The 26133-nt window shown below is 66.7% G+C and carries 27 protein-coding genes; 19 read left to right on the forward strand and 8 right to left on the reverse strand.

All coding sequences use genetic code 11. The features are described 5' to 3' along the window. Positions 1-22: 22 nt before the first annotated feature. Genes nagB through TV39_RS17685 form a run of 3 tightly spaced genes read right to left on the reverse strand, consistent with a single transcriptional unit; the run spans position 23 to position 3399 of the window. Entirely contained in the window at positions 23-832 is an 810-nt protein-coding gene (gene nagB, locus TV39_RS17675; protein ID WP_043484156.1) for a glucosamine-6-phosphate deaminase, read from the reverse strand. After that, entirely contained in the window at positions 813-2135 is a 1323-nt protein-coding gene (locus TV39_RS17680) for an N-acetylglucosamine-6-phosphate deacetylase (protein WP_082049862.1), read from the reverse strand. The genes nagB and TV39_RS17680 overlap by 20 nt, the downstream gene beginning before the upstream one ends. Further along, entirely contained in the window at positions 2125-3399 is a 1275-nt protein-coding gene (locus TV39_RS17685; RefSeq protein ID WP_200891048.1) for a PTS transporter subunit EIIC, read from the reverse strand. The genes TV39_RS17680 and TV39_RS17685 overlap by 11 nt, the downstream gene beginning before the upstream one ends. Positions 3400-3584: 185 nt before the next feature. Between TV39_RS17685 and TV39_RS17690 the strand changes: the two genes are divergently transcribed. From TV39_RS17690 to TV39_RS17705, 4 genes are all read left to right on the forward strand, one after another. Further along, positions 3585-3815 carry a glucose PTS transporter subunit EIIB gene (locus TV39_RS17690; RefSeq protein WP_011693340.1) on the forward strand — a complete coding sequence of 77 codons (231 nt, stop codon included), beginning with the start codon at positions 3585-3587 and terminating at the stop codon, positions 3813-3815. Continuing rightward, complete coding sequence (locus TV39_RS17695) at positions 3812-4357, forward strand: PTS sugar transporter subunit IIA (protein WP_235347435.1); 546 nt, start codon at positions 3812-3814, stop codon at positions 4355-4357. The genes TV39_RS17690 and TV39_RS17695 overlap by 4 nt, the downstream gene beginning before the upstream one ends. Positions 4358-4361: 4 nt before the next feature. Beyond that, on the forward strand, positions 4362-5078 hold the full coding sequence (locus TV39_RS17700) for a GntR family transcriptional regulator (protein WP_052500617.1): 717 nt from the start codon (positions 4362-4364) through the stop codon (positions 5076-5078). 124 nt (positions 5079-5202) lie between these two features. Beyond that, positions 5203-6072 carry a prephenate dehydratase gene (locus TV39_RS17705; RefSeq protein WP_043484157.1) on the forward strand — a complete coding sequence of 290 codons (870 nt, stop codon included), beginning with the start codon at positions 5203-5205 and terminating at the stop codon, positions 6070-6072. On the opposite strand, the gene TV39_RS17710 is transcribed toward TV39_RS17705, so the two are convergent. Further along, the gene (locus TV39_RS17710) at positions 6069-7985 is read right to left on the reverse strand and encodes an FAD-binding monooxygenase (protein ID WP_043484158.1); all 1917 of its coding nucleotides are present in this window, start codon (positions 7983-7985) and stop codon (positions 6069-6071) included. The two genes, TV39_RS17705 and TV39_RS17710, sit on opposite strands and share 4 nt — an antisense overlap. Before the next feature lie 223 nt (positions 7986-8208). Here TV39_RS17710 and TV39_RS17715 point away from each other — a divergent pair, with 223 nt between their 5' ends. From TV39_RS17715 to TV39_RS17745, 7 genes are all read left to right on the forward strand, one after another. Beyond that, positions 8209-9720: a fumarylacetoacetate hydrolase family protein gene (locus tag TV39_RS17715; RefSeq protein WP_043484160.1), complete on the forward strand. Its 1512-nt coding sequence runs from the start codon at positions 8209-8211 to the stop codon at positions 9718-9720. Then, positions 9713-10405 carry a GntR family transcriptional regulator gene (locus TV39_RS17720; RefSeq protein WP_043484163.1) on the forward strand — a complete coding sequence of 231 codons (693 nt, stop codon included), beginning with the start codon at positions 9713-9715 and terminating at the stop codon, positions 10403-10405. Before TV39_RS17715 ends, TV39_RS17720 begins: the two co-directional genes overlap by 8 nt. A 9-nt stretch (positions 10406-10414) precedes the next feature. After that, positions 10415-11926 (forward strand): 5-carboxymethyl-2-hydroxymuconate semialdehyde dehydrogenase, encoded by a 1512-nt coding sequence (gene hpaE, locus TV39_RS17725; protein WP_043484165.1) that lies wholly within the window; start codon positions 10415-10417, stop codon positions 11924-11926. A gap of 63 nt (positions 11927-11989) precedes the next feature. Further along, positions 11990-13075 (forward strand): 3,4-dihydroxyphenylacetate 2,3-dioxygenase, encoded by a 1086-nt coding sequence (gene hpaD, locus TV39_RS17730; protein ID WP_043484166.1) that lies wholly within the window; start codon positions 11990-11992, stop codon positions 13073-13075. Positions 13076-13077: 2 nt separating this feature from the next. After that, entirely contained in the window at positions 13078-13863 is a 786-nt protein-coding gene (hpaH, locus tag TV39_RS17735) for a 2-oxo-hept-4-ene-1,7-dioate hydratase (protein ID WP_043484169.1), read from the forward strand. Further along, positions 13848-14669, forward strand: a complete 822-nt coding sequence (locus TV39_RS17740; RefSeq protein ID WP_200891049.1) for an aldolase/citrate lyase family protein — start codon at positions 13848-13850, stop codon at positions 14667-14669. Before hpaH ends, TV39_RS17740 begins: the two co-directional genes overlap by 16 nt. A 102-nt stretch (positions 14670-14771) precedes the next feature. Beyond that, positions 14772-16946 (forward strand): transglycosylase domain-containing protein, encoded by a 2175-nt coding sequence (locus TV39_RS17745; protein WP_043484170.1) that lies wholly within the window; start codon positions 14772-14774, stop codon positions 16944-16946. A gap of 22 nt (positions 16947-16968) precedes the next feature. Here TV39_RS17745 and TV39_RS17750 read toward each other — a convergent pair whose 3' ends face one another. Continuing rightward, positions 16969-17703, reverse strand: a complete 735-nt coding sequence (locus TV39_RS17750) for a FadR/GntR family transcriptional regulator (protein WP_043484172.1) — start codon at positions 17701-17703, stop codon at positions 16969-16971. A gap of 191 nt (positions 17704-17894) precedes the next feature. Here TV39_RS17750 and TV39_RS17755 point away from each other — a divergent pair, with 191 nt between their 5' ends. The 4 genes from TV39_RS17755 (at position 17895) to TV39_RS17770 (ending at position 22184) form a co-directional block, all read left to right on the forward strand. Then, on the forward strand, positions 17895-18440 hold the full coding sequence (locus tag TV39_RS17755) for a gluconokinase (protein WP_043484174.1): 546 nt from the start codon (positions 17895-17897) through the stop codon (positions 18438-18440). A gap of 73 nt (positions 18441-18513) precedes the next feature. Further along, on the forward strand, positions 18514-19917 hold the full coding sequence (locus TV39_RS17760; RefSeq protein ID WP_043484177.1) for a GntP family permease: 1404 nt from the start codon (positions 18514-18516) through the stop codon (positions 19915-19917). A gap of 381 nt (positions 19918-20298) precedes the next feature. Then, entirely contained in the window at positions 20299-21630 is a 1332-nt protein-coding gene (locus TV39_RS17765; protein WP_235347436.1) for an ammonium transporter, read from the forward strand. Between the two features lie 269 nt (positions 21631-21899). Beyond that, complete coding sequence (locus TV39_RS17770) at positions 21900-22184, forward strand: DUF1540 domain-containing protein (RefSeq protein WP_043484181.1); 285 nt, start codon at positions 21900-21902, stop codon at positions 22182-22184. Positions 22185-22264: 80 nt separating this feature from the next. On the opposite strand, the gene TV39_RS17775 is transcribed toward TV39_RS17770, so the two are convergent. Next, positions 22265-22648, reverse strand: coding sequence for a hypothetical protein (locus TV39_RS17775; RefSeq protein WP_043484183.1), 384 nt, complete (start codon positions 22646-22648; stop codon positions 22265-22267). Between the two features lie 165 nt (positions 22649-22813). Between TV39_RS17775 and TV39_RS22405 the strand changes: the two genes are divergently transcribed. From TV39_RS22405 to TV39_RS17785, 3 genes are all read left to right on the forward strand, one after another. Beyond that, positions 22814-22975, forward strand: coding sequence for a hypothetical protein (locus TV39_RS22405; RefSeq protein ID WP_200891050.1), 162 nt, complete (start codon positions 22814-22816; stop codon positions 22973-22975). 6 nt (positions 22976-22981) lie between these two features. Next, complete coding sequence (locus TV39_RS17780) at positions 22982-23296, forward strand: DUF6221 family protein (RefSeq protein WP_043484186.1); 315 nt, start codon at positions 22982-22984, stop codon at positions 23294-23296. Positions 23297-23365: 69 nt separating this feature from the next. Then, the gene (locus TV39_RS17785; protein WP_043484189.1) at positions 23366-24007 is read left to right on the forward strand and encodes an NADPH-dependent F420 reductase; all 642 of its coding nucleotides are present in this window, start codon (positions 23366-23368) and stop codon (positions 24005-24007) included. Positions 24008-24027: 20 nt separating this feature from the next. Here TV39_RS17785 and TV39_RS17790 read toward each other — a convergent pair whose 3' ends face one another. Next, positions 24028-24642, reverse strand: a complete 615-nt coding sequence (locus TV39_RS17790; RefSeq protein ID WP_043484739.1) for a J-domain-containing protein — start codon at positions 24640-24642, stop codon at positions 24028-24030. Positions 24643-24790: 148 nt separating this feature from the next. Next, complete coding sequence (locus TV39_RS17795; RefSeq protein WP_043484192.1) at positions 24791-25402, reverse strand: NADPH-dependent FMN reductase; 612 nt, start codon at positions 25400-25402, stop codon at positions 24791-24793. Positions 25403-25657: 255 nt separating this feature from the next. Between TV39_RS17795 and TV39_RS22410 the strand changes: the two genes are divergently transcribed. Continuing rightward, positions 25658-26092 (forward strand): hypothetical protein, encoded by a 435-nt coding sequence (locus tag TV39_RS22410; protein WP_043484195.1) that lies wholly within the window; start codon positions 25658-25660, stop codon positions 26090-26092. Positions 26093-26133: the final 41 nt, after the last annotated feature.

The following is a 26133-nucleotide window of genomic DNA, read 5'->3' on the forward strand; positions in this document are numbered from 1 at the left end:
GAATCCGGTTGACTCAGCTCTCCTAGACGACCGGCTGCTGCAGCCAGGGCCGGGTGGGCGTTTGGCCCAGCTGGTCGTTGAACTCCTGGGCGTCCCGGTAGTAATCGAGCAGGCTCAGGCGGGACGCGGCTGTCGGGTCCAGGATGACCACGGCCCGGCGGTGCATTTGCAGCACCGAGGCGGGGCAGTGTGCGCTGACCGGCCCTTCCACCATGGCCTGGACCGCACCGGCCTTGTTCTCCCCCATGGCCACCAGCACCGCTAGCCTGGCTTCGCGGATGGTTCCCAGCCCCTGCGTCAGGCACAGCCGCGGAACGTCGCCCGCCGGAAAGAACCGGGCATTGTCGGCACGGGTGGCACCGGCCAGCGTCTTCACCCTGGTGCGCGAGGCAAGGGATGAGGTGGGCTCATTGAACCCGATGTGGCCGTTGGCTCCGATGCCGAGGATCTGGATGTCCACCCCGCCGGCGGCCGTGATGGCGGCGTCGTAGCGGTCGGCTTCGGCGATCAGGTCCGGCGCATTCCCCTGCGGGGTGATGAGCTGCTCCGGCGGCAGGTCCACGTGGTCGGTGAATTCGCGCCGGATGGTGGAATGGTAGCTTTGTTCGTGCTCCGGCGGCAGCCCGGCGTATTCGTCCAGGGTGAACGCGGTGACCCTGCTGAAGCTGAGCTGTTCCTCGCGGTGCCGCCGGATGAGTTCCTGGTACGTCGACTTCGGCGAACCTCCGGTGGCAAGTCCCAGGACGGCGGGGCCCCGCCGGACCCGGGCGTCGATGATGTCGGCGGCCCGGGCCCCTACGTGTTCCGCGGACTCACACAGAATGATCTGCACTCGTTTTCCTTTCCTGCGTTAGTGGTGTGCCGGCCCGGTAGGCCTGCAACAGTTCAAGTTCGTCGGTGGTGACCAGCACGTCGGCGCGGTACCCGTTGGTGATGGATCCGACCTGTGCGGGTCCCGGCTGGTCCAGGCCCATGAGGCGGGCCGGCGTGGCGGAGGCCGCGGTGACGGCGTCGGCCAGGCCCACGCCCCATTCCACGCAGCGGCGGACGTTTTCCAGCAGCAGGCTGGTGGCCCCGGCGATCGCCCCGGGACGGGCATCATCCGCCGCGGGGACCAGTCTGGCCACCCTGTCCTGGACCAGCACGTCCAGGCTGCCCAGGGTGTAATGGCCGTCGGACATCCCGGCCGCCGCCATGGCATCCGTAATCAGCGCGATCGAGCCCGGTCCCACCAGGTTGAAGACCATGCGGACAATCTCCGGGTCCAGGTGGATGCCGTCGGCGACCAGCTCCAGGACCATCCGGTCCGGTGACTGCCGGGCGGCCTGCAACAGGACCGGAATGGGCCCTGGCGCACGGTGGCCCAGCGCCGGCATCCGGTTGAACAGGTGGGTGGCGGACCAGGGTCCGGCCCCGGCCCCGCCGGCGCCCGCCCCTCTGCCCAGGGCGTCACGCGTCCGGGCCGCCGTGGCATCGGTGTGGCCGAGGGACGGGACCACACGGTACTCCCTGCACAGGGCCACCAGTTCGGCAAAGTGCGGCGTTTCCGGGGCAAGGGTCAGCGAACGCACCGTGCCCTGCCCCGCCTCGAGCCACTGCTTCAGGAGTGCCGGATCCCCGTCAATGATGGCCGCAGGGTCCTGCGCTCCGCACATGCTCCGGGCAATGAACGGTCCTTCCAGGTGCAGGCCGGCCAGCGTGCCGTCCCGCACCAGCTCCCGCAGCACCGTGATCTGCTCAAGCAGTACACCGGACGGCGCCGAAACGAGCGAGGCGAGCACCGACGTCGTACCCTGCCCGGCGTGATAACCAGCGGCCCGGCGGGCGCCGTCCGCATCCGCGGAGAAGGTGTGCCCCACGGCGCCGTGGCAGTGCACGTCCACCAGTCCCGGCAGGATGACCGGAACCTGTGTTGTTTCGACGTCGACGCCGGCGGGCAGCTCCGCCGTCGGGCCGCACCACACGATGCGTCCTTCGGCGATCACCACCGTGCCGTCGTCGATCACTCCCTCCCCGGGCCGGCCGGTGACAAGGCGGCCGCGCAGCCCCAGACGGCCGCGGCCTCCGGCTCCGGCTCCGGCTCCGGCTCCGGCTCCGGGTTGAGCTGGCCCCGGCACGCCGGGTTCAGCTCGCATCGGCTTTGGCCATCGAACCGTTCTCGTCGGTTTCGTCTTCGCGCCCCATGGTGCGCAGGTTCCAGCGCCGGATCACGAAGCGGAACACCACGTAGTACACCGCTGCGTAGCCCAGCCCGATGGGCACCAGCCAGAGCGGATTCTGCGCGATACCGAAGTTGAGCAGGTAGTCGATGGCCCCCGCGGAGAACCCGAACCCGTGGTGGATGCCCAGGAAGTTGACCAGCATCATGGAGGTTCCGGTCAGGACGGCGTGGACAAGGTAGAGCGGCCAGGCCACGAACATGAAGGAGAATTCCAGCGGTTCGGTGATGCCTGTGAGGAACGCGGTGAGGCCGGTGGAGAGCATGACGCCGCCCACGATCTTCTTCTGAGAGGGCTTGGCTTCGTGCCAGATGGCGAGGGCGGCCGCGGGCAGGGCGAACATCATGATGGGGAAGAACCCGGTCATGAACACACCCGCTGAGGGGTCGCCGGCGAAGAAGCGGTTCAGGTCGCCGTGGGCACCGTTGTAGTCGCCGATGATGAACCAGACGATCGAGTTCAGGATGTGGTGCAGGCCCAGCGGAATGAGCAGCCGGTTGAGCGTGCCGTAGACGCCGCTGCCCACCACCGTGTTGTCCGCGACGGCGTTGCCCACGGCTGTCAGGCCCGTGTTGAAGAACGGGTAGAGCAGGGCCATGACCACGCCGATCACGATGGCCGCGAACGACGTCAGGATGGGCACCAGCCGCCGGCCGGCGAAGAATCCAAGCCAGTCCGGCAGGGTGGTCCGGTGGAACTTCTGCCACAGCCAAGCCGTGGTCAGGCCCATCACGATGCCGGCCAGCACCCCGTAATTGATGACGGGATCCTTGCCGCCCTCCGGGGCGGCCCCCAGCACCAGGGGTGCCATGACCTTGAAGACATTGGTCAGGACCAGGAAGCCGACCACGGCGGCCAGCGCCGTCGAACCGTCGCCCTTCTTGGCGAAGCCGAAGGAAATGCCGACGGCGAAGAGCAGCGGAAGGTTCTCAAACAGGGCACCGCCGGCTGCGCCGATCACCTGGGCAACGGTGGTCAGGGATTCGAACCTGCCCAGCAGGTCGTCCTGGCCCAGGCGCAGGAGGAGTGCGGCTGCGGGAAGGGCGGCGATGGGGAGCATGAGGCTGCGGCCGAAGCGCTGCATGTTCTGCAACGCTTTTCCGCTGCCCTTGGCCTTGCCCGGGGCCGGCGCGGCCAGCGCGCCGGCCCCGGCGGAAGCGGACGGGTTTTCCGTGGACATGTGGTTCCTCGTTTCGAAAAGGAGTGCTTGTGCGGGGATGCGGGATTCAGTAGAGTTTTGCTAACTGGTTATAACCAGTGACAATCATCACTGTGAAGTGCACCGGGCTTAGTTGTCAACCTCAGGCAGGAAAAACGCTTCAGGGCCGGCCGGACTCACCGCGAAAACGACCAACAGGAGTGGACATGTCCAAAGCAGAAATCATCCTCGCCGCCCTCGGCGGCGCCGACAACGTTGAAGAGATCGAAGGGTGCATCACCCGCCTGCGCACCGAAGTGGTGGACGCCGGAAAGGTGGACGAAGCAGCCCTGAAGGCCGCGGGTGCCCATGGCGTCATGATGGCCGGCTCCGTGGTCCAGGTGGTGGTGGGCCCCGAAGCCGAGAGCCTGGCAGAAGACATCCAGGACCTGATGTGAGCACGGCTGACATGAGCACGGCGGAGGTCGGCGGGACCGCGCCGGCCGGGGCGGTGCCAGGCGGCGAAGCGCCGGCCGGGGCCATCAGCGTGGCTTCGCCGCTGCCCGGCCGACTCATCCCGCTGAGTGAAGTGCCGGACCCGGTGTTCGCCAAAGGGCTCGTCGGCGGAGGCGCCGCCGTCATTCCGGACGATGACGCCGGTGTGCTCACCGCCGTCGCACCCTTGGACGGCCGGGTCATCAAGGTCATGCCGCACGCCTACATCGTCCAGCACGCCTCAGGACCCGCAGTGCTGGTCCACGTCGGCATCGACACGGTGGGCCTGAAAGGCGAGGGATTCAGCGTGCTGGCCCGGAAGGGAGACCAGGTCCGGGCCGGCGACCCCATGATCAGCGTTGATGTCACGTTGGTCCGCTCGAAAAACCTCAGCATGTGCAGCCCTGTGGTGATCCTGGACAGCAAACCGGACGCCGTTGCACTGCCGGCCTCCGGCGGCCGCGTGGAAGCGGGCGGACACCTGTTCAATCTGCCCGGACAATAGAGCTATGGATACGGCGGGGGAACTCAAACACGTCTGGGTGCGCAGGCAGCTCCAGGACCTCGTGGCCACCAGGCTGCGGCCGGGGGACGCACTGTTGGGCGAGCGCCAGCTGGAGGAGCAGTTCGGGGTTTCACGCATTACGGTGCGGCGGGCGATCTCGGACCTCGTCCAGGACGGGGCGCTGGTCCGGATCAAGGGCAAGGGGACCTTTGTGTCGCACGGGCTGGTTCGTTCAACCCTGCACCTGGCCTCCTTCAATGAGGACATGCGCGCTGCCGGTTTTGAACCCAGCACCCGGGTCATTACAGCCGCGACGGCGGCGCCGCCGGCAGCGGCGTCCGAGCACCTGGGGCTGCCCCCGGGGCACGAGGCCTACCAGGTCCGCAGGCTGCGCCTGGCCAACGGGGCGCCCGTCAGCGTGGACGAGTCCTGGCTGCCGCCCGAGCTCCTGCCGGACCTGCTCTCCGAGGACCTGACGGGCTCGCTCTACCGGGTCCTCGCCGCCTCCGGGCATCCGGTGCAGCACGTGGAACAGACTGTCGAGGCCGCTGCCGCCCCGGAGGAGATCGCGGTCCTGCTGGACATCGAACCAGGGTCCCCCGTCCTCCTCTTCAGGCGCCGCTCGTTCACCGGCCAGGAAGACCCGGGCACGCCCATCGAGTACTCCGTCTCGACGTACCGCTCGGACCGGTACCAGGTGTCCATGCGGCTTGCGCTCTGACGGGGGCCCGAGTGTTCCCGTCTCACCCAACTGACTGGCAGTTAATGTCGTGAAACGCGCGAATGGCGACGTTAAATGCGAGCCAGTTGGGTGGGTGGGCGCCGGGCGTGAAACCATACCGATCATGGCCCAGAAGATTGCGTACCAAGGTGAACCCGGCGCTAATTCCAATATTGCGTGCGCCCAGATGTTCCCGGAGCTGGAAAGCATCCCGTGCGCCAGCTTCGAGGACGCATTCGAGCTGGTGTCCGGCGGTGACGCCGACCTGGCCATGATTCCGATCGAAAACTCGATCGCCGGCCGGGTGGCGGACATCCACGTCCTGCTCCCCCAGTCCCGCCTCCAGATCGTGGGAGAGTTCTTCCTGCCGATCCATTTCGACCTGCTGGGCATCCCCGGAAGCACCATCGAAGGCGCCACCGAGGTCCACAGCCACATCCACGCCCTGGGCCAGTGCCGGCGCCTCATCCGCAGCGCCGGCCTGAAGCCTGTTATTGCCGGGGACACCGCAGGCTCTGCCCGTGAAGTCCGGGAGTGGAACGATCCTGCCAAGCTGTCCCTCGCTCCCCCGCTCGCGGCCGAGATCTACGGCCTGGAGGTGCTCGCTTCGCGGGTGGAGGATGACCCCTCCAACACCACCCGGTTCGTGGTCCTGGCGCCGGAAAAGGAGCTGCCGACCCGGGAGGCATTGCCGGGACCGGCCGTGACCAGCTTCCTGTTCCGGGTCCGCAACGTCCCCTCCGCGCTCTTCAAGGCTCTCGGCGGGTTCGCCACGAACGGCGTGAACATGACCCGGCTGGAAAGCTACATGGTGGGCAACGAGTTTGCTGCCACCATGTTCATGGCCGACGTCGAAGGCCACCCCGAGGACCTGCCGGTCCGGCTGGCCCTCGAGGAACTGGACTTCTTCACCACCGAAGTGCGCATCCTCGGCGTCTATGCAGCCGCCGACTACCGGACCGGGCAGGCACCCGCCGGCGAGCACCGGGGCTAGACGGCCGCAGCCCGTCCGGTCGCGAGGAGGGGCGCGAAGAAAGCGCCGAGTTCCGCCGTCGCAGCCAGGGGCAGGACGTTGGCCACGTACTGGTCCGGGCGAACCACCACGATCACGCCGCCACGGTCCAGGCCGCGCAATTCGAAGATGTCCGCCTTCGGATCGGTGGCATACACCTTCTCGTAGTCCGTGAGCTGGAACGGGCCCACCTGCGGCTTGAACACTGCCGGGACGGCGTTGATGTCGATGTCCGTGTGGGGCTGCTGGTAGATCACCTTCACGTCGAACCATGCATCGAGGTCGGCGCCCGACGGCGTGGCGGCCAGCGGCGAGTCCGGCGCCTTCGCGATCCACTCGGCGAAGTGGGCCACCGCTGAGGGGGCACCCTCCTGTCCCGCTGCCGGCGCTGCCGCGTCGGCGAAGACGTAGATGCGCCACCGTCCATCCGCCGTGGCATGGTGTCCGAGCTGCAGGGGGTTGGTGTCGCAGACCCGTACGACGGGCGCGGACTTGAAGCGCTTGCCGATGGGGAAGCCTGCGGCCAGGTCCTGGTGTTCGGCGCCGCCGGTGAGCATCGACGGGGTGTACTGGGTCATGAACCCGGCAGGGAACTCGGCGGTGCTGACGTAGAAGTCCTCAAGCTCGGAGGGGCTCTCGAATTCCTCGGGCTTCTTGGCCATCATCGTGGACCACTCTTTGTCGAAGTCGATGAGGTTCTTGGCGATGACCTGCCGTTCGTCCGAGTAGGTGGTCAGCAGGCTTTCCGGGCTGCGGCCCTCAAGGACATGGCCGAGCTTCCACGCCAGGTTGAAACCGTCCTGCATGGAAACGTTCATGCCTTGGCCGGCCTTGGCGCTGTGCGTGTGGCAGGCGTCCCCGGTGATGAACACGCGGGGTGTCCGGGTGCCCCGCTGGTCCGGGAGGACGTCGTCGAACCGGTCGGTGAGGCGGTGGCCCACCTCATACACGCTGTGCCAGGCGACGTCGCGGACGTCGAGTGTGTAGGGGTGGAGGATCCCGTTCGCCTTGCGGATGATCTCCTCGATCGAGGTGTTGCGCACTGCACCCTTATCGTTCGGGTCCACCTCACCGAGGTCAACATACATGCGGAAGAGGAAGCCGCCCTCGCGGGGAATGTGCAGGATGCTGCCGCCCGATCCGGACTGGATTGCGCATTTCGTGCGGATGTCGGGGAAGTCCGTCACGGCAAGAACGTCCATCACGCCCCACGCGTGGTTGGCGGCGTCGCCGGCGAGGGTGCAGCCAATCGCATCCCGCACCTTGCTGCGCGCGCCGTCTGCGCCAATCACGTATTTGGCCCGGACAACCTTCTCCTGGCCTTCGTTGGGACCGGCGGTGTGCAGCAGGGTCACGGTGACCGGGTACTCCCCCTCGCCGGTGACTTCCAGGCCCCGGAACTCAAAGCCGTAGTCAGGCGCCATGCGGGTGGGCGCGTTCGCCATGAATTCGGCGAAGTAGTCCAGGACGCGGGCCTGGTTGACGATGAGGTGCGGGAACTCGCTGATCCCCATCTCGTCGTCCACCGCGCGTGCTCCCCGGATGATGCGCGAGTGGTCCGCCGGGTCCGGCTTCCAGAACGCCATTTCGGTGATGTGGTACGCCTCGGCGATGATCCGCTCGGCGAAGCCGAAGGCCTGGAAGGTCTCGACGCTCCTCGCCTGGATGCCGTCCGCCTGGCCGATGGGCAGCCTGCCGGCACGGCGTTCAACGATGCGGGTGGTGATGTCCGGGAACTGGGACAGCTGGGCGGCGGCCAGCATGCCTGCAGGGCCTGTGCCGACAATCAGGACGTCCACCTCTTCAGGAAGCTCTGTGGGCCGATTGATGCCTACGCCTGCTGCCGGCTGGACTCGCGGGTCACCGGATACGTAACCGTGATGGTGGAATTGCACGGGGGTCCTCACTTCATTGTGTGGCGGCGTATCGCCGTCGAATGTATTCGATATCAGAACTAAGTGTTCGATAATAGAAATTTGATGCTCATTCAAAACTGTACGCAGATATGACCTGCGTTACAAGCAGCCCCGGAAACTCCCTAAAACATAAGGATTGACGTTCCACGCTTCCTAGGCAATAGTTATCGTATACGATTTCGTACTCGATGAGGAGTAACTCTTGGAACAGGTCACCGACCACCTCCTGGCCGCGGCCCGCAAAGTCATCGCGGTGCATATCAACTACCCCAGCCGGGCAGCCCAGCGCGGCCGTACTCCGGAGCAGCCCTCCTACTTCCTGAAGCCATCCTCTTCCCTGGCAATCGGCTCAGCGGAAGCCCCTTCAACGGTGGAACGCCCGGCCGGCTGCGAACTCCTCGGCTACGAGGGCGAGATCGCCCTGGTCATCGGCAAGGCTGCCCGCCGCGTGGGCATCGAGGATGCCTGGAGCCACATCGAGTGGGTTACCGCCAGCAACGACCTCGGCGTCTACGACCTCCGCTACGCGGACAAGGGCTCCAACCTCCGGTCCAAGGGCGGCGACGGCTTCACTCCCGTGGGCCCGGGACTGATCGCCGCGGACGCCGTGGACCCCGCCAAACTCCGCGTCCGCACCTGGCATAACGGCGAGCTTGTCCAGGACGACACCACTGAAGACCTCCTCTTCCCGTTCGCCCGGCTCGTGGCGGACCTCTCCCAGCTGCTCACCCTCGAAGAGGGCGACATCATCCTGACCGGCACGCCGGCCGGCGCTTCCGTTGCCAAACCGGGCGACGTCGTCGAGGTCGAAGTCAGCGCCGTCGAAAGTGGCGGCGGGGCGGTGAGCACCGGCCGCCTGGCCACCCGGGTGGCGGAAGGCACGACGCCGTTCGCGGACTTCGGTGCCCGGCCCCGGACCGATGATCTCCAGCGGGAGGAAGCGTACGGCTCCCGCGAAGCCGCCGGGCTCCCGGCCCAGGCACCGGAGTCGCCGGCCCCTGTGCTGACCGCCGGGCTCAAGGCGAAGCTGGAAAGCGTCTGCACCGCCACCCTCTCCTCCCAGCTGCGCAAGCGCGGCCTGAACAACGTCAGCATCGACGGCCTCACCTCCACCCGCCCGGAAAAGCGGATTGTGGGCCTGGCCCGGACTCTGCGCTACGTGCCCAACCGCGAGGACCTCTTCAAGACCCACGGCGGCGGCTTCAACGCCCAGAAGAAGGCCATCGATTCCGTGAACGAGGGCGAGATCCTGGTGATGGAGGCGCGCGGCGAGAAGGGAACCGGCACCATCGGCGACATCCTGGCCCTCCGCGCCCAGGTGCGCGGCGCCGCGGCCGTGATCACCGACGGCGGGGTGCGTGACTTCTCCGCCGTGGCCGCCATGGACATGCCCACCTACTACTCCAACCCGCACCCGGCGGTGCTGGGCCGCCGGCACATCCCCTGGGACACGGACATCACCATCGCCTGCGGCGGTACCACCGTGCAGCCCGGCGACATCATCGTGGCCGACTCGGACGGCATCCTGGTGATCCCGCCGGCCCTCGCGGAAGAGCTTGCGGATGATTCCATCGCCCAGGAACGTGAGGAAGTCTTCATCGCCGAGATGGTCCAGCAGGGCCACAGTGTGGACGGCCTCTACCCGCTGAACGCGGAATGGCGCCTTAGGTATGAGGAATGGGAAGCAACGGGAAACGGACAAACCAATGACTGAGACGGCCACCGCCGCCGGCCCCCGAAGCAAGTCCGAGCAGGCCTATGCCGCCGTCAAGGCCCGGATCGTTGACGGCACCTACTCCCCCGGCTACCGGCTGGTGCTGGCGAAAATCGCCGAGGACCTGGGCGTCAGCGTGGTGCCGGTCCGCGAAGCCATCCGCCGGCTCGAAGCCGAAGGGCTGGTCAAGTTCGAGCGGAACGTCGGCGCCACCGTGTCCGGCATCGACCCCACCGAGTACCTCTACACCATGCAGACCCTGAGCATCGTCGAAGGTGCCGCCACGGCACTCTCGGCTCCGCTGATCGGGGCGGCGGACGTGGCCAGGGCCCGGGCGGTGAACGAGGAAATGCGGGAATGCCTGGAACACTTCGACCCCGTCCGCTTCACCCGGCTGAACCAGGACTTCCACAGCGTCCTGTTCGAGCACTGCCCCAATCCGCACATCCTGGACCTCGTCCACCGCGGCTGGAACCGGCTCGCATCGCTGCGGTCCTCCACGTTCCGCTTCGTCCCGGGCCGCGCCCGCGACTCCGTGGACGAACATGAGGCCCTGCTCCGGCTCATTGAAACCGGTGCCGCCGCCGACGAGATAGAAAGGGCGGCCCGCCTGCACCGCAGCGCCACCCTGGACGCCTACCTGGCGCAAGCCACCTCCACCGAACAACAGACCGCACAGCAGTAAGGAAAAACAATGACGTTCACTGCCGCAGAAGCCACCCACTATGTTCCGCAGGACCTTCCCTCCCACATCCAGCACTACATCAACGGCCAGTTCGTTGATTCAGTGGGCGGCAAGACCTTCGACGTCCTGGACCCGGTTTCCAACACCAACTACGCCACTGCCGCGGCCGGCCAGAAAGAGGACATCGACCTGGCCGTCGCCGCAGCCCGCGAAGCGTTCGTCAACGGCCCCTGGCCGAAGATGAAGCCCCGCGAACGCGCCCGCATCCTGAACAGGATCGCCGACGCCGTCGAAGCCCAGGAGGAACGCCTCGCTGAACTCGAGACCTTCGACACCGGCCTCCCCATCACCCAGGCCAAGGGCCAGGCATTGCGTGCAGCCGAGAACTTCCGCTTCTTCGCGGACCTGATCGTGGCCCAGTTCGACGACGCCATGAAGGTCCCGGGCTCGCAGATCAACTACGTGAACCGCAAGCCGATCGGCGTCGCCGGCCTCATCACCCCGTGGAACACCCCGTTCATGCTGGAGTCCTGGAAGCTCGCCCCCGCTTTGGCCACCGGCAACACCGTGGTCCTCAAACCGGCCGAATTCACTCCGCTCTCGGCATCGCTGTGGGCCACGATCTTCAAGGACGCGGGCCTCCCCGACGGTGTCTTCAACCTGGTCAACGGCCTAGGCGAGGAAGCCGGCGATGCCCTCGTCAAGCACCCGGACGTCCCGCTGATTTCCTTCACCGGCGAAACCACCACCGGGCAGACGATCTTCCGCAACGCCGCCGCCAACCTCAAGGGCCTCTCCATGGAGCTCGGCGGCAAGTCCCCCTGCGTCGTGTTCGCCGACGCAGACCTCGACGCCGCGATCGACTCCGCCCTGTTCGGCGTCTTCTCCCTCAACGGCGAGCGCTGCACCGCCGGCTCCCGCATCCTGGTGGAGCGGGCCATCTATGACGAGTTCTGCGAAAAGTACGCCGCCCGCGCAAAGAACATCGTGGTCGGCGACCCCCACGACCCCAAGACCCAGGTGGGCGCCCTGGTCCACCCGGAGCACTTCGCCAAGGTGGCCTCCTACGTGGAGATCGGCAAGTCAGAAGGCCGGCTGCTGGCCGGCGGCGGACGTCCCGAGGGCCTGCCGGATGGCAACTACATCGCCCCCACCGTATTCGCCGACGTCGCCCCCGACGCGCGGATCTTCCAGGAGGAGATCTTCGGTCCGGTGGTAGCGATCACCCCGTTCGAGAACGACGACGAAGCCCTCGCCCTGGCGAACAACACGAAGTACGGCCTGGCGGCCTACATCTGGACCCAGAACCTGACCCGGGCACACAACTTCTCGCAGAACGTCGAGGCCGGCATGGTATGGCTGAACAGCCACAACGTCCGCGACCTCCGCACCCCGTTCGGCGGCGTCAAGGCCTCCGGACTGGGCCACGAAGGCGGCTACCGCTCCATTGACTTCTACACCGACCAGCAGGCCGTCCACATCACCCTCGGAACGGTCCACACGCCCAAATTCGGCGCCTAGTTCCGGCGCTCAGTCCGTCCCCCCAAAGACCAGCCAGACACCTTTCAACGAAGAGAGAACACCATGAACAACGTCATCCCGAAGCCCTCCGTCCCGGCACCGGACATCGTGCGCTGCGCGTACATGGAGATTGTGGTCACTGACCTTGCCAAGTCACGCGAGTTCTACGTTGACCTCCTGGGCCTCCACGTCACCGAGGAAGACGAGAACAACATTTACCTGCGCTCCCTCGAGGAGTTCATCCACCACAACCTGGTGCTCCGCAAGGGGCCGATCGCCGCCGTCGCGGCCTTCGCCTACCGGGTGAAGTCCCCCGCCGAGGTGGACGCCGCCGAGGCGTACTACAAGGAGCTGGGCTGCCGCACCGAACGCCGCAAGGACGGGTTCACCAAGGGCATCGGCGATTCCGTCCGCGTGGAGGATCCGCTGGGCTTCCCGTACGAATTCTTCTACGACGTGGAGCACGTGGAGCGCCTCACCCAGCGCTACGACCTCTACTCCGCCGGCGAACTGGTCCGGCTGGACCACTTCAACCAGGTCACCCCGGACGTTCCCCGCGGCCGCAAGTACCTCGAGGACCTCGGCTTCCGCGTTTCCGAGGACATCCAGGACTCCGACGGCGTCTCCTACGCCGTCTGGATGCACCGCAAGCAGACCGTCCACGACACCGCGCTGACCGGCGGCAACGGACCGCGCATGCACCACGTCGCGTTCGCCACGCACGAGAAGCACAACATCATCCAGATCTGCGACAAGATGGGCGCCCTGCGCATCAGCGACCGGATCGAACGCGGCCCCGGCCGGCACGGCGTGTCCAACGCGTTCTACCTCTACATCCTGGACCCGGACGGCCACCGCATCGAGATCTACACCCAGGACTACTACACCGGCGACCCGGACAACCCCACCATCACCTGGGACGTCCACGACAACCAGCGCCGCGACTGGTGGGGCAACCCCGTTGTCCCGTCCTGGTACACCGAGGCATCCCTGGTGCTGGACCTCGACGGCAACCCCCAGCCCGTCATCGAACGCATGGACAAGAGCGAGATGGCCGTCACGGTCGGCGCCGACGGCTTCTCCTACACCCGCAAGGATGGAGCCCCCGAAGGTGACCGGACCGGCTTCAAGCTCGGAGCGCAGCTGTAGCCATGCTCGATGCCAAGACGATCGAAGCCATCGCGGACGAGCTGCTCGAGGCCGGCCGGAACCGCAAGCCGGTGCCCCGGCTGACGTCCCGCTACCCGGACATGACGGTGGAGGATTCCTACGCCGTGCAGCAGCTGTGGCGGAACCGCAACGAGGACGCCGGCCGGAAGCTCGTAGGCCGCAAGATCGGCCTCACCTCCAAGGCGATGCAGGCGGCGACCGGCATCACCGAACCGGATTACGGCGCCATCTTCGATGACATGGTCCTGGAAACCGGGTGCTCGGTGCAGTGGGACCGTTACACCCATCCGCGGGTGGAGGTGGAACTCGCTTTTGTGTTGAAGTCCGGCCTCAAGGGGCCGGGCTGCACGATCTTTGATGTCCTCAACGCCACCGACTATGTGGTTCCGGCGCTGGAGATCCTGGATTCGAGGATTGAGATGGAGGGCCGGACCATCGTGGACACCATCGCGGACAACGCCGCGATGGGCGCCATGGTGGTGGGCGGCCGCCCGGTCAAGCCCGACGCCGTCGACCTCCGCTGGGTGTCGGCCATCCTCTACAAGAACCAGACCGTGGAGGAAACCGGCGTCGCGGCAGGGGTCCTGGACCACCCCGCCAACGGAGTGCACTGGCTGGCCAACAAAATCGCCGCCCACGGTGACGGGATGAAGGCCGGGGACATCATCCTGGCCGGCTCCTTCACCCGCCCGCTCTGGGTGTACAAGGGCGACACCGTCCATGCCGACTACGGACCCCTGGGGAGTGTCACATGCCGCTTCGAGTAGAACCGGACGCCACGTTCCGCGACGCCTTGGCCGGCTCGGACCGTCCTCTCACCGGCATGTGGGTCTGCTCCGGCAGCCCGCTGGTGGCAGAGCTCTGCGCGGGGGCCGGCCTGGACTGGCTGCTGATCGACGCCGAGCACAGCCCCAACGGGCTGGAATCCGTCCTGGCCCAACTGCAGGCGGTCCGCGGCTACCCGGTCCAGGCGATGGTCCGGCCGGCGGTCAACGACACCGTACTGATCAAGCAGTACCTGGACCTCGGCGTCCAGAACCTGCTGGTACCCATGGTGAACTCCGCCGCCGAAGCCGAAGCCGCGGTGGCCGCCACCCGGTACCCGCCGCACGGCGTCCGCGGCGTGGGCTCGGCCCTGGCCCGGGCCTCTCGATGGAACCGGATTCCGGACTACCTCGCCCGCGCCAGCCACACCATCAGCCTCACCGTCCAGATTGAATCCGAGGCCGCCGTCGCAGCGGTGGAAAACATCCTGGCAGTCGACGGCGTGGACGGCATCTTCCTGGGGCCCTCGGACCTCGCCGCCTCCATGGGCGGGCTGGGACAGCAGGAACATCCCGAGGTGCGTGCCGCCGTCGAACACTGCATCGCTGCCGCCAAAGCGGCCGGCAAACCGGCCGGCGTGAACGCTTTCAACCCCGCCACCGCGCGCAGCTACTTGGCGGCCGGCGCCGCGTTTGTGCTGGTGGGCGCCGACGTCGCCATCCTGGCTCGCGGCTCCGAGGCCCTCGCCGCCGAATACATCCCTCCGGACCCGGTGGCTGAGCCGCCCGAAACCCCCGCCAGCTACTGACCCTAAGCCGGTGGTGGGGCCCGTGCGGGCATTAGGACTCTGTCCTGCGGGCGGCGGCCCGGCGTAGCCTTGAGGCACTGGCACGCGTGATAGCTGGAAGAAATGGCGCCGAAGAAGCGATGGGGTTCCCGTCTGGCCGCAGCCTTGGCAAGGCTGATCGGATTTATTGCCGTGAGCGCCGTCTGCGGGGTCCTGGCTGCCAGCCTTGTGGCCCCCAGCGTGGCAGCCGCCGGTGTGACGGTCAGCAGCTCGATCACGTTCTTCAACAACCTGCCGGGCGACCTCACGGTCAATCCTCCGTCGCAGGCCACCAAGATGGTGACCTCAGACGGCCAGCCCATCGCCACCTTCTACGCGGAGAACCGGGTTCGGGTCACCCTCGACCAGATGTCGCCGTTCATCAAGGACGCCATCGTCGCAATCGAGGACAGCCGCTTCTACGAACATGGCGGCGTGGACCCTCAGGGCATCCTCCGGGCGCTGACGTTCAACGTCACCCAGGGCGGCCGTCAGGGCGCATCCACACTGACCCAGCAGTACGTCACCAACGTCATCAATGAGTCGTATCTTTCCGCGGATCAAGGCGAGCAGGTGATCCTCAGCGGCCAGAAGAGCGTGGGCGACAAGATTCGGGAAATGAAGCTGGCCATCGAACTGGAGAAGAAATACACCAAGGACCAGATCCTCGAAGGCTACCTGAACATCGTGTTCTTCAACCGGGACGCCTACGGAATCGAGGCCGCCGCCCGGCACTTCTTCAGCGCTTCCGCCAAGGACCTCACCTTGCCGCAGGCGGCGCTGCTGGCCGGGCTGGTGAACAGCCCCAGCTTCTACGACCCTGCCGTGCATCCGGAGAACTCGCTGCAACGCCGCAACCAGGTCCTGGGCAACATGCTGGAGCAGAAGAAAATCACCCAGGCCGAGCACGACGCCGCCGCGGCCACCGGCGTGGAGCTGAAGATCACCCCGGGCCGGCAGGGCTGCGCCGCCGCCGTGATCGCACCGTACTTCTGCGACTACGTGTCCCACCTGATCCTCAACAACCCGGCATACGGAGCGGACCCCAACGACAGGGAGAGGCTGCTATACCGCGGCGGCCTGACCATCGTCACCACGCTGGACAGCCGGTTGCAGGCCGCTGCCCAGGCCCAGGTGGAGGCCACCGCGGGCGCGAATCCGGACAAATGGGGCGCCGCCCTGGTCACCATCCAGCCAGGGTCCGGCCGGATCCTGGCCATGGCGCAGAACACCGTCTTCCTGCCGGCCGAAGGGAAATTCGACACCCAGCTGAACTTCAATGTCGACTCCAAGGACGCCAACGGCAATGACCTCAACGGCGCTGGCGGCTTCCAGCCCGGCTCCACCATGAAGCCGTTCACGTTTGCGGAATGGCTGAACGAGGGCAAGCCCATCAACGCCATGATCGACGCTTCCCGGCGCACCTATCCCCTCGACTTTCCGTGGCGGTCCAGCTGCGGAAAGGTGCTGGGCGCCTACAACACCGCCCAGAGGAACGAGGGCGCAGCGGATGATCTCCAGAACAACGATCCGGGCTACTACCGGCCCATGCCCGTCAACTACGGCCTGTACAACTCCATCAACACGGCCACCTTCGCTGAAGCCGCGCAGCTGGACTTCTGCGGTATCCAGAAGATGGTGGATGCCGTGGGCCTCCACAGCGGCCTGGACGGAGCCCAAGTCAACATGCACCAGCTCGGCAACCTGCTGGGCGCCATCGGCGTGGCCCCGCTGCACCTCGCCAACGCCTTTGCCACCTTCGCCAACGACGGGCGCTACTGCACCCCGGTCGCCGTCGCGGACGTGAGCGACCCGGCAGGCCGGCACCTGCCGGCCGAATCCTCCCAGTGCCGCCCTGCCGTCAAGCCCGAGGTGGCCCGCGGCGTCAACGCGGTGCTCCAGGACGTGCTGAAAATGGGCTCCGGTATCTACATCAACCCGAAGGTCCAGAGCAAGGTGCCGGTGGCGGCCAAGACGGGAACGTCCAACAACAACGGCGCCACCTGGGTGGCGGGCTACACCTCCGGCCTGGCCACGGCGTCGTTTTTTGGAGACACCCTGGAAGGCCAGCAACGGGCTGGCCAGAACGTCACCATCAACGGCAACTTCTACAAGTCGGTGGACGGCTACATGCTTGCCGGTCCGCAGTGGGCCAATTACATGATGCAGGTGGCGGGGTTGTACCCGGCCGAGCCGTTCCCGGCGCCGCCGCCGTCCATGTACACGCCCCAGGGCCCGACGCCGGCGCCCTCCCGCTGAGCCGGCGCCCTCCCGCGAGTCCCTACGGCAGCCCCATCGCCGTGCGGACCTCGTCGAGGATCTGGTGCATGGCGGCCTCCGCGGTACCTGCATCACCCCCGGCAACCGCCGCCGCCACGGCCTCGTGTGCCGCCAGAGCGTCAGGACGCGGCTTGAAGGGCATCAGCCCCTGCTTGGTCCTGCTGGACAGGACTTCGGCCACCATGCCGTCCAGGGCCTTGAACATTTCGTTCCCGCTGCTGTGCAGGAGCAGGCTGTGGAAGGCGATGTCCGCCTGGAGGAATGCTTCCAGCTCGCCGGCTTCGCCGAGCCGCCTCAGTTCTGCAGCAAGCGCCGTGAGCTGGCGGCGTTCCGCTGCGCCCGCACGGCGCGCAGCACCCGCGGCGGCGATGGGTTCGACGGCGATCCGGAGTTCCGTGAGGCTGCTGTACTGCTCGGCCCGGCGGCTGGACGCAAGCCGCCACCGCACCAGCTTGGGATCAAAGACGTTCCAGAGTTCGGGGTCCTGCACCACGATGCCCACCCGGCGGCGGGAATACACCAGGTTCATCGATTCCAGGACGCGCATGGTGTCCCGGGCCAGGGTGCGGGACACGTTGTAGTGCTGCTGGAGATCGTCCAGGGTCAGCCGTCGGCCCGGGGCCAACTCGCCGGAAACGATGGCTTCGCCGAGGGCGTCCAGTACCCGCAGATGCAGTGCCGGAACCGCCGCCTCACCGTCGGTTGCGTCCGCGTGGTTGTCTGTCGCCGTCGACATGTTTGAAGCCTCCCTCTGCGCCGTGGCGCCTGGCCTCCAGTTTAGGCCACAAATAAGTAAAGGTATGACCTGTGTTACAAAAAGATGCTACTAATGCATCCAAATGGTGCTATCTTATTTTCCTATCCAGCGTCCGCTGCTGGCCTGAGCTTCATTCCGAAGCCAACGATGTCTTCTACGGAGGTAGAACAATGAAGTTTCCTGCCATGCACTTGGTAGTCATGGGTGTCGCCGGAGCCGGCAAGTCCACTATCGCCGGGGCCCTCTCCCGGGATCTCGGCTGGGACATGGCCGAGGCGGACCAGTTCCATCCCGAGTCCAACATCGCCAAGATGAATGCCGGCATCCCGCTCCAGGACGAGGACCGCTGGCCCTGGCTGCAGTCCATCCGGGACTGGATGACCGCCCAGGCCGCGGAAGGCAAAAGCACCGTCCTGACCTGCTCCGCCCTCAAGCACAGCTACCGGCAGCTGCTGTCCGAGGCGGAAGGCACGGTGGTTTTTATCCACCTCGACGGCGATCCCGCCCTGCTCGGCGAGCGCATGCGCGGACGCGAAGGCCATTTCATGCCGGTGACGCTCCTGCCCAGCCAGCTGGCCACCCTGGAACCGCTGACGCCGCAGGAACTCGCCGCCGGAAGCCTTCGCCTGGACATCACCCGCACGCCCGAGGACCTGGTTCAGGCCGTCAAGGCCGCCCTCCACCTGCCGGCGGCCCAGGCCCCCTGCACCTCCTGATCCCCCAATCCCCCCAGGCTCCACAGCCCCTAAGCTTCACAGCCCCCCAACACATCTGTTTCAAAGGAGAACCATGACCATCGAAGGATGGACTCAAACCCTCGGCGCAGGTCCCCTGCTGCTGATTGCCGGCGCCGCCATTCTGGTGCTGCTGTTCCTCATCATCAAGCTGCGCATGCACGCGCTGCTGGCCCTGATCCTCATCAGCCTGGCCACCGCCTTCGCCACCGGCATCCCGGCGGACAAGGTGGTTCCGGTGCTCGTCAACGGGTTCGGCAGCACGCTGGGTACCGTGGCCCTGCTGGTGGGCCTGGGCGCAATGCTCGGCCGCATCGTTGAAACCAGCGGCGGCGCCAAGGCCCTGGCCGATTACCTCATCAACCTCTTCGGTGAGAAGCGCGCCCCGTTCGCACTGGGCCTCGCCTCGCTGATCTTCGGCTTCCCCATCTTCTTCGACGCCGGCCTGGTGGTCATGTTGCCCGTGGTCTTCGCAGTGGCGCACCGCCTTGGCGGCGGCGTGCTGCGCTACGGCCTGCCGGCTGCAGGCGCCTTCTCCGTGATGCACATCTTCCTGCCCCCGCACCCGGGCCCGGTCTCCGCGGCAACCTTCTTCGACGCCAACATCGGCCTCGTGCTGATCGCCGGCCTCATCACCGCCATCCCCACCTGGTACGTCACCGCATACCTGTTCGGTCTGTGGACCGGCAAGAAGCTGGTCCTCCCCGTTCCGGAACTGCTGGGCCACGCCGACACCGCCGCCGAAGAGAACCCGCCGCGGTTCCGCACGGTCGTGGGCGTCCTGCTCCTTCCGCTGGTCCTCATCTTCCTCAACACCGGCCTCAGCACCCTGGCTTCCTCCGGCGTCCTTCCGGCCTCGGCAAAGACCGAAGCCTGGTACCAGATCCTGCGCACCCTTGGTGAAACGCCGGTGGCACTGCTGATCGCGGTACTGGTGGCCATGTTCGTCCTGGGCAGGCTGCGCGGTTCCCGCGGCGCCACCCTGGAAAAGCTGCTCGAATCCTCCCTCGGCCCGGTCTGCTCCGTCATCCTGATCACCGGCGCCGGCGGCATGTTCGGCGGCGTGCTGCGAACGTCCGGCATCGGCACCGCACTGGCCGGCGTCCTGGGCGACGTCGGCATTCCCCTGCTGCTGGCCGGCTTCCTGATCTCGGCCATCCTGCGCATCGCGCAGGGTTCCGCGACGGTGGCACTGACCACCACCGCCGGGCTGATCGCTCCCGCAGTGGCCCTCGCCGGCATGAACGGCATGCAGGTGGCCGCCCTGGTCATCGCCGTGGCCGCCGGTTCCGTGGTGGTCTCGCACGTCAACGACTCCGGCTTCTGGCTGGTGGGCCGATTCTTCGGCATGGACGTGAAGACCACCCTGAAGACCTGGACTGTCATGGAAACGCTGATCGGCGTCATGGGCTTCGCGATCGCTGCGGTCATCTTCGGCGTGGCCGGCCTGGCCGGTTAGCCGGCCGATCCTTCCTTCCGGGGCAACCCCGTAAGGCAACAGAGAACGACGGCGGGACATCCCGCCGTCGTTCTCTCGCTTTAACGCAAGCCCGACCCCGGCCCGCCCCGTTGATCCACCGCCGATCCGCGCCTGGTGAGCAGCCGGTCATCTCGCCGAAACGTGCACCGCAAAAAGCATCCCGGCACCGCGCCCGGGGCCTTTCGTTAACATGCCCGAAACACAGCGGTCACGTGATCTTCACGCAAGCCCTGGTCCTGTAACTTTCCTGCAACGTAGCGCCCGATTATCGGAAACACGGACCGTGAAACATTGAGCGGGGGCGTGGCCCGGAATCACTCGAGGTCCCGTACGGAAGACTTGATGAGAAGGGACACGCAGGTGCAAATCACTGCGGAAAACGTCTGGGTGCTGGTGTCAACGGCCCTTGTGCTGATCATGACGCCCGGTCTCGGCCTCTTTTACGGCGGCATGACCCGGGCCAAGGCGGCGCTCAACATGATCATGATGAGCTTCATCTCGGCGGGCATCGTCGGCGTCATCTGGGTGCTGTGGGGCTACTCCATGAGCAGCGGCGAAGGCGTGCTGGGAATCTTCGGCAACCCGTTCGCCAACTTCGGGCTCACCAACCTCATCGGCTCCCCGGACCTCATCAAGGCAGCCTACGCGGGCACGTTCGCCATGGTCACCGTGGCCCTCATCAGCGGCGCCATCGCGGACCGCGCCAAGTTCAGTTCCTGGGCGCTCTTTGTGCCCATCTGGATCACCCTGGTGTACTGCCCGCTCGCCTACATGGTCTGGGGCGGCGGCCTGCTGGGCGCCAACGGAGCCATCACCTCCGTGTTCGGGCAGGTCATCGATTTCGCCGGCGGCACCGTGGTGGAAATCAGCTCCGGCGTCGCAGCGCTGGTCCTCGCCGTCATCGTGGGCAAACGCCAGGGCTTCGGCAAGGACCCCAACCACCGCCCGCACAACATCCCCTTCATCATGCTCGGTGCCGCCATCCTCTGGTTCGGCTGGTTCGGTTTCAACGGCGGGGCAGCCACCACGGCAGAGCAGGCCGGCCTGATCTGGATCAACACCCTGGTGGCCCCCGCTGCGGCAATGCTGAGCTGGCTGGTCACGGAAAAGATCCGCCACGGACACCCCACCTCCCTGGGCGCCGCGTCCGGCGTAGTGGCCGGCCTGGTGGCCATCACCCCGTCCTGCGCCAACATCAGCCCGGTGGCCGCCATCGGCCTGGGCCTCGCGGCGGGCGCCCTGTGCGCCATCTTCGTGGACCTGAAGTACCGGTTCGGCCTTGATGATTCCCTCGACGTGGTGGGCGTGCACCTCGGCGGCGGCCTCATCGGCACACTGGCCCTTGGCTTCATTGCACTTCCGGTGGACGGCGAGGGCGGCGGCCTCTTCTACGGCGGCGGACTCCACCAGCTGGTGGCCCAGACCGTTGCCGTCCTGGTAACCGTCCTGCTCTCCGGCCTGGTGACCACCGTCCTGGGCCTCGCCATCCACAAGACGCTCGGTTTCCGGGTCAGCGAGGAAGCCGAAAACGTGGGCGTGGACCTGTCCGAGCACGCCGAGACCGCCTACGCATTCGGCGAGCTGTCCCGCAGCCGGTTCAACCCCTTCCACCACTACGCCACCGTGTCGGCTCCGGCAACAGCCCCGGCCGAGGGAGCCCAGGCGCACGAAAAGGAAGACAGCCTGGTGTAGCTGCCTTCTTATGGTGCGGGTGGTGATCAGAGTTTAGGGGCCGGCGGCTGCTTTGGGAAGGCCTCCCGGACGTGCCGGGAGTCGTGCCGTCGGCCCTACCTCAATTGTAGGAGCCGCGGCGCTGCCCGGCCATAGGCCGTAATGCCCTAACCGCCGCGCGGGCGGTTCAATTAGGTCATGCGTTTGGGTCTTTTTGATTGGGTAGGACAGGCCTACCGTGGACCCAGGGAGCCGCCCGCCCGGGCAGCCGAACCACGGAGGACCCTCCTATGACAACGCACGTCGCAGACTGCAGTGTTTCCAACTGTTCCTTCAACGACCATTCGCATTGCAACGCCGCCGCCATCACGGTGGGCGGGACCGAAGACCACGCATCCTGCGCCACGTTCATCGACACCGGCACCCATGGCGGCCTGCCCAAGGTCCTGGCCGACGTCGGTGCCTGCCAGCGCTCCGAATGCGCCCATAACGACCACCTGATGTGCAAGGCGCCCGAGGTCCATGTGGGTCCCGGCGCGGACAACGCCGACTGCCTCACCTACGCGCACGCATAGCGGCACGCCCGGCGGGCACTCAGCACCGAAAGCAGCGGACGACGGCGGGACTTCCCGCCGTCGTCCGCTTGCGTTCGCGCTTAGTCGTCGCCGGCCGGCGTCTCAGGTTCGGGTTCGGGTTCTTCCATCCAGTTCACCACGCTGCTGCCGCCGTGGGCCCGGTTGAGGGTTTCCTGCAGCGCATCGGCTTCCTGCGCCGCGATGTCCAGTTCGGCCACCGCGGTCATCACGCCGCGGGCGCTTTCGTTGTGGGGGCGGGAATAGTGCGTGCCTGCTGCCGCCGCCCGGTGCCATGCGGCCAGTTCGCGGATGGCCTGGGCGATGGAGCCCTGGGTTTCGGTCAGGCTGCGGAGGATTTCGTGGCTGTCCGAGGGAGCGTCCAGGTTCCTGGTGGCGCGGGCCAGGTACCGGGCCGCTTCCTGCATCTGCTGCGCTGCGCGCCGTGGTCCGTTCGTCTCTGACACTGTCCTGCTCCTTCGCTGGGCCGTCTTCCGATGGGACTTATTGTCCTCCACTGCAGTGGACCGGGCAGGGTGGAAGGGTCCTTGACAGCCTTGTGGCTACGGGAGCTAGATGATCAGTAACGGGGATTCCTGAACCACAGCACAAAGCACAGCAAAGGAGCGGACATGAGCGAAAACCCACGCGCTTCGGAGCGTGTCCACAGTGAAGCTCCGGCCGAGGGCGACGAGAGCGCTGATCCCAGGGACATCCGGGTGCACTCCCAGGACCCTGCCGAAGGCGCCGACCTCACAGGCGTCGACCTCACTGACGGGGCTGCCGGCGGCTGAAAAGTTGTGGACATTGTCGAATTCCTGACCGAGCGCGTCAGGGAAGATGAAGCTGCGGCCCTCAAGATCCTCAGTGACCGCACAGTCTCCGAGTCGGCGAAATGGTACGAGCACCGGCTCCTGCTGGAGTGCGAGGCGAAGAAGAGGGTTATCCGGATCGTTGAGTCGGCGCGGCAGACGGCGCTGGCCACCATGGTCAGCGACCCCTTCGAGGAGGAATCCCGCTGGATTCCCGAAGCCATCGAATGGACCACGCGGTCGCTGAAGGCCTTGGCGCTGCCCTACGCAGATCACCCGGACTTCGAAGAGGACTGGCGGTGATTCCGTGCGGGGCGCTACACATCGTGGCGCGCCCGAAATATCCACGGCCCGGGCGGTGTTGGCCCGGACATGACAACAATCGGAATCATCGGTGCAGGACACATTGGCAGCCAGATCGCCCGCAAGGCCGTGGAGCTGGGCTACGACGTGGTCATCAGCAATTCGCGCGGGCCGGAAACGATGGCGGAGCTCGTGGCGGAACTGGGACCTCGGGCCCGGGCCGCAACAGCGGCGGAGGCGGCAGCGGCGGGCGATTTCGCCGTCGTCACCGTGCCGCTCAAGAGCATCGGGGACGTTCCGGCGCAACCGCTGGAAGGAAAGATCGTGATCGATACGAACAACTACTACTGGGAGCGGGACGGCCGCTTCCCTGAACTGGACAGCGGCCAGGAGACGACGTCCGGGCTGCTGCAGAAGCACCTTCCCACCTCCAAGGTGGCCAAGGGCTTCAACCACATCATGGCGAAGGAGATCACCACCGACGGGACCCCGGCCGGCACCGAAGGCCGCCGGGCCCTTGCCACGGCCAGCAACTACCCCGAGGCTGCGGAACTCGTGACCCGGATCTACGACGAGTTTGGCTTCGACACCGTCAACGTCGGTCCCCTGTCCGAAAGCTGGCGGGTTGAACGCGACCGCCCGGCCTACGTGATTCGCCAGAATGCCGCCGAGCTCACCGAGAACCTGTCCCGCGCCCACCGCACCGTCTGACGTCCGGGAGCGGCGTGGCTTTACGTTCCGCCGTTCCAGATCCGCCGCCACCAGGAGTGCTTACCTTCAGGCTCCGGTGGCGGCGCCGCTGCCGCAGCGGCGGCAGCGGCGGTGGCGCGCCGCTCGCGCCAGCGCTCCACTTCGGCATCAACCTCACGGGTCCTGGTGACGACGGGCGGCCCGCCCTGGAGCTGGCGGCGGGCATCGATCACGCGCTTATTGAAATCCTGCAGGATCTCGCGGACCTGCTTCTCCGAATACTGCGAGTCGAGCCTGGCGTCCAGCCCGGCGTCCTCGGTCCGCAGGAGAATGGCTTTCGGGCCCATGCCGGTGATGTTCTCGCGCTGGATGAGGCCCTTGACCCACCAGTCGGGATCGTAGCCCTCGCCCAGCCCCGGAATGGGTTTGCCGGCGTACTTCAGGTTGTCGAACTTCCCCTGGGCCATGGCGTCCCGGATCAGGTATTCGGCCCTCTTGGCGTCATCCACCTTCCGCCGCTTTTCCCGCTCCTTTTCCTCAGCGGCGGTAAGTTCGGCTTCCTCGTGGGCCGTCATGCCGGTGGCCCGGACGGCACGCAGTTCGGCAGCCCGTTCCACCCGCCGCCTGAACGCGCTGCCGGATCCTTCGCTGGTCATGTCCACACCGTCCCGGGCCGATCCTGAATAACCTGCCTTCCAGTATTCAGAGGCCCTGCGGGAGTTTCAATAACGCAGGTCACCGCAATATCCCACAGCGGACGACGGCGGGAGGTCCCGCCGTCGTCCGCTGTCGCTTGCCTGGGACTCAGCGCGAGAGCTTGGCCTCGTCCGGTGTGGGGTCGCCGATGTGGCCGGGAGCGTTGGCGGCAAGCACCCGCTGCACGAAAGCGCCGTATTCCTCCATGTAGTGTCGCAGGAAGTCCGCGGTGCCCTGGTTGGTGACCGTTCCGTCGTCGGCGAAGTCGGCGGGATCGAACTTCAGGTAGACCTCCGGGGCATTGAGCTGGGGCGCATCGAGGAAGCTGAGGACGGCGCGCATCGAGGACTGCATCACGGCGGTGCCGATGCTGCCCGGCGAGGCGCCGATGATGCCGGTGGGTTTGCGCGCGAACGAGTTGGTTCCCCAGGGGCGTGACCCCCAGTCGATGGCGTTCTTGAGTGCGCCGGGGATGGAGCGGTTGTACTCGGGGGATACGAACAGGATGCCGTCCGAGCCCTCGATGGCTTCCTTCAGCGCACGGCCGGCGGGCGGGAAATCGGCGTCGTAGTCGTAGCTGTACAGCGGGAGGTCCTTGATGGGGATCTCTGTGAACTCGAGGTCCTCCGGAGCCAGTTTGGTCAAGGCGTTGGCGAGGGTGCGGTTGATGGAGCCGCGGGCCAGGCTTCCGACGAAGTAGCCGATCTTGAACGTTGCCATGCGACAGATCCCTTCTTTGGGCCGGTCTGAGCCGGCTGGCCGACTGGTGGGCGGTGCCCTTGGCAGGCGCAACCCAGCAGTCAGTCCAGCACAGAACGCGGGCGACGGCCAGAGGCGCGAGGTACCGGGGACATAGGATCCACACAGCACCACGACCATGCCGGACACGGCATTTGACTAAGGCTTATGTATCCGGGAGGCCAGATGGAACCGCCGAGGCTCGCGATGAGTGCCAGGCGGCGAGGCGCCAGATCCGTGCGCACCGCGCCGCTGCCCGTGTCGAAGGGCAGGCTGCGTGGCCGCTTGATTCTTCGGCTTCTCCTTGCTTTTCCGGCAGGACTGATCTTCGCAGCCATGGTTATCGCCGCGTTCGGGCTGGAGTTCTCTGCCGCACGGACGGCCACTTACTTGGGACTGGCGCTCTCGTATGCCCTGGTCCTCGGGACCACCTGGCGCGCCGGCGTGAAACGGAGGGCCGTCTTTGCGGCCTCCGGGGGCGACCCCCAGGCGGCCGGCGTGCTGCTGTTCGGGGTCATGAAGCCACGCAGCCGTGCCACTGGTTCCCGATCAGGCGGTTCAGGCTACAACGGCTATTTCGGCGATGGCGACAACTCCGACGGCGGCGGTGGTGACGGCGGGGGCGGCGGCGGTGACGGCGGTGGCGGCGGTGACGGCGGTGGGGGCGACTGACGAGGCCCGAACCGGCTGCTGGCCATAACAGCCGGAAGCGG

This window comes from Arthrobacter sp. SPG23 (genome assembly GCF_000876655.1).
Lineage (GTDB): Bacteria > Actinomycetota > Actinomycetes > Actinomycetales > Micrococcaceae > Arthrobacter.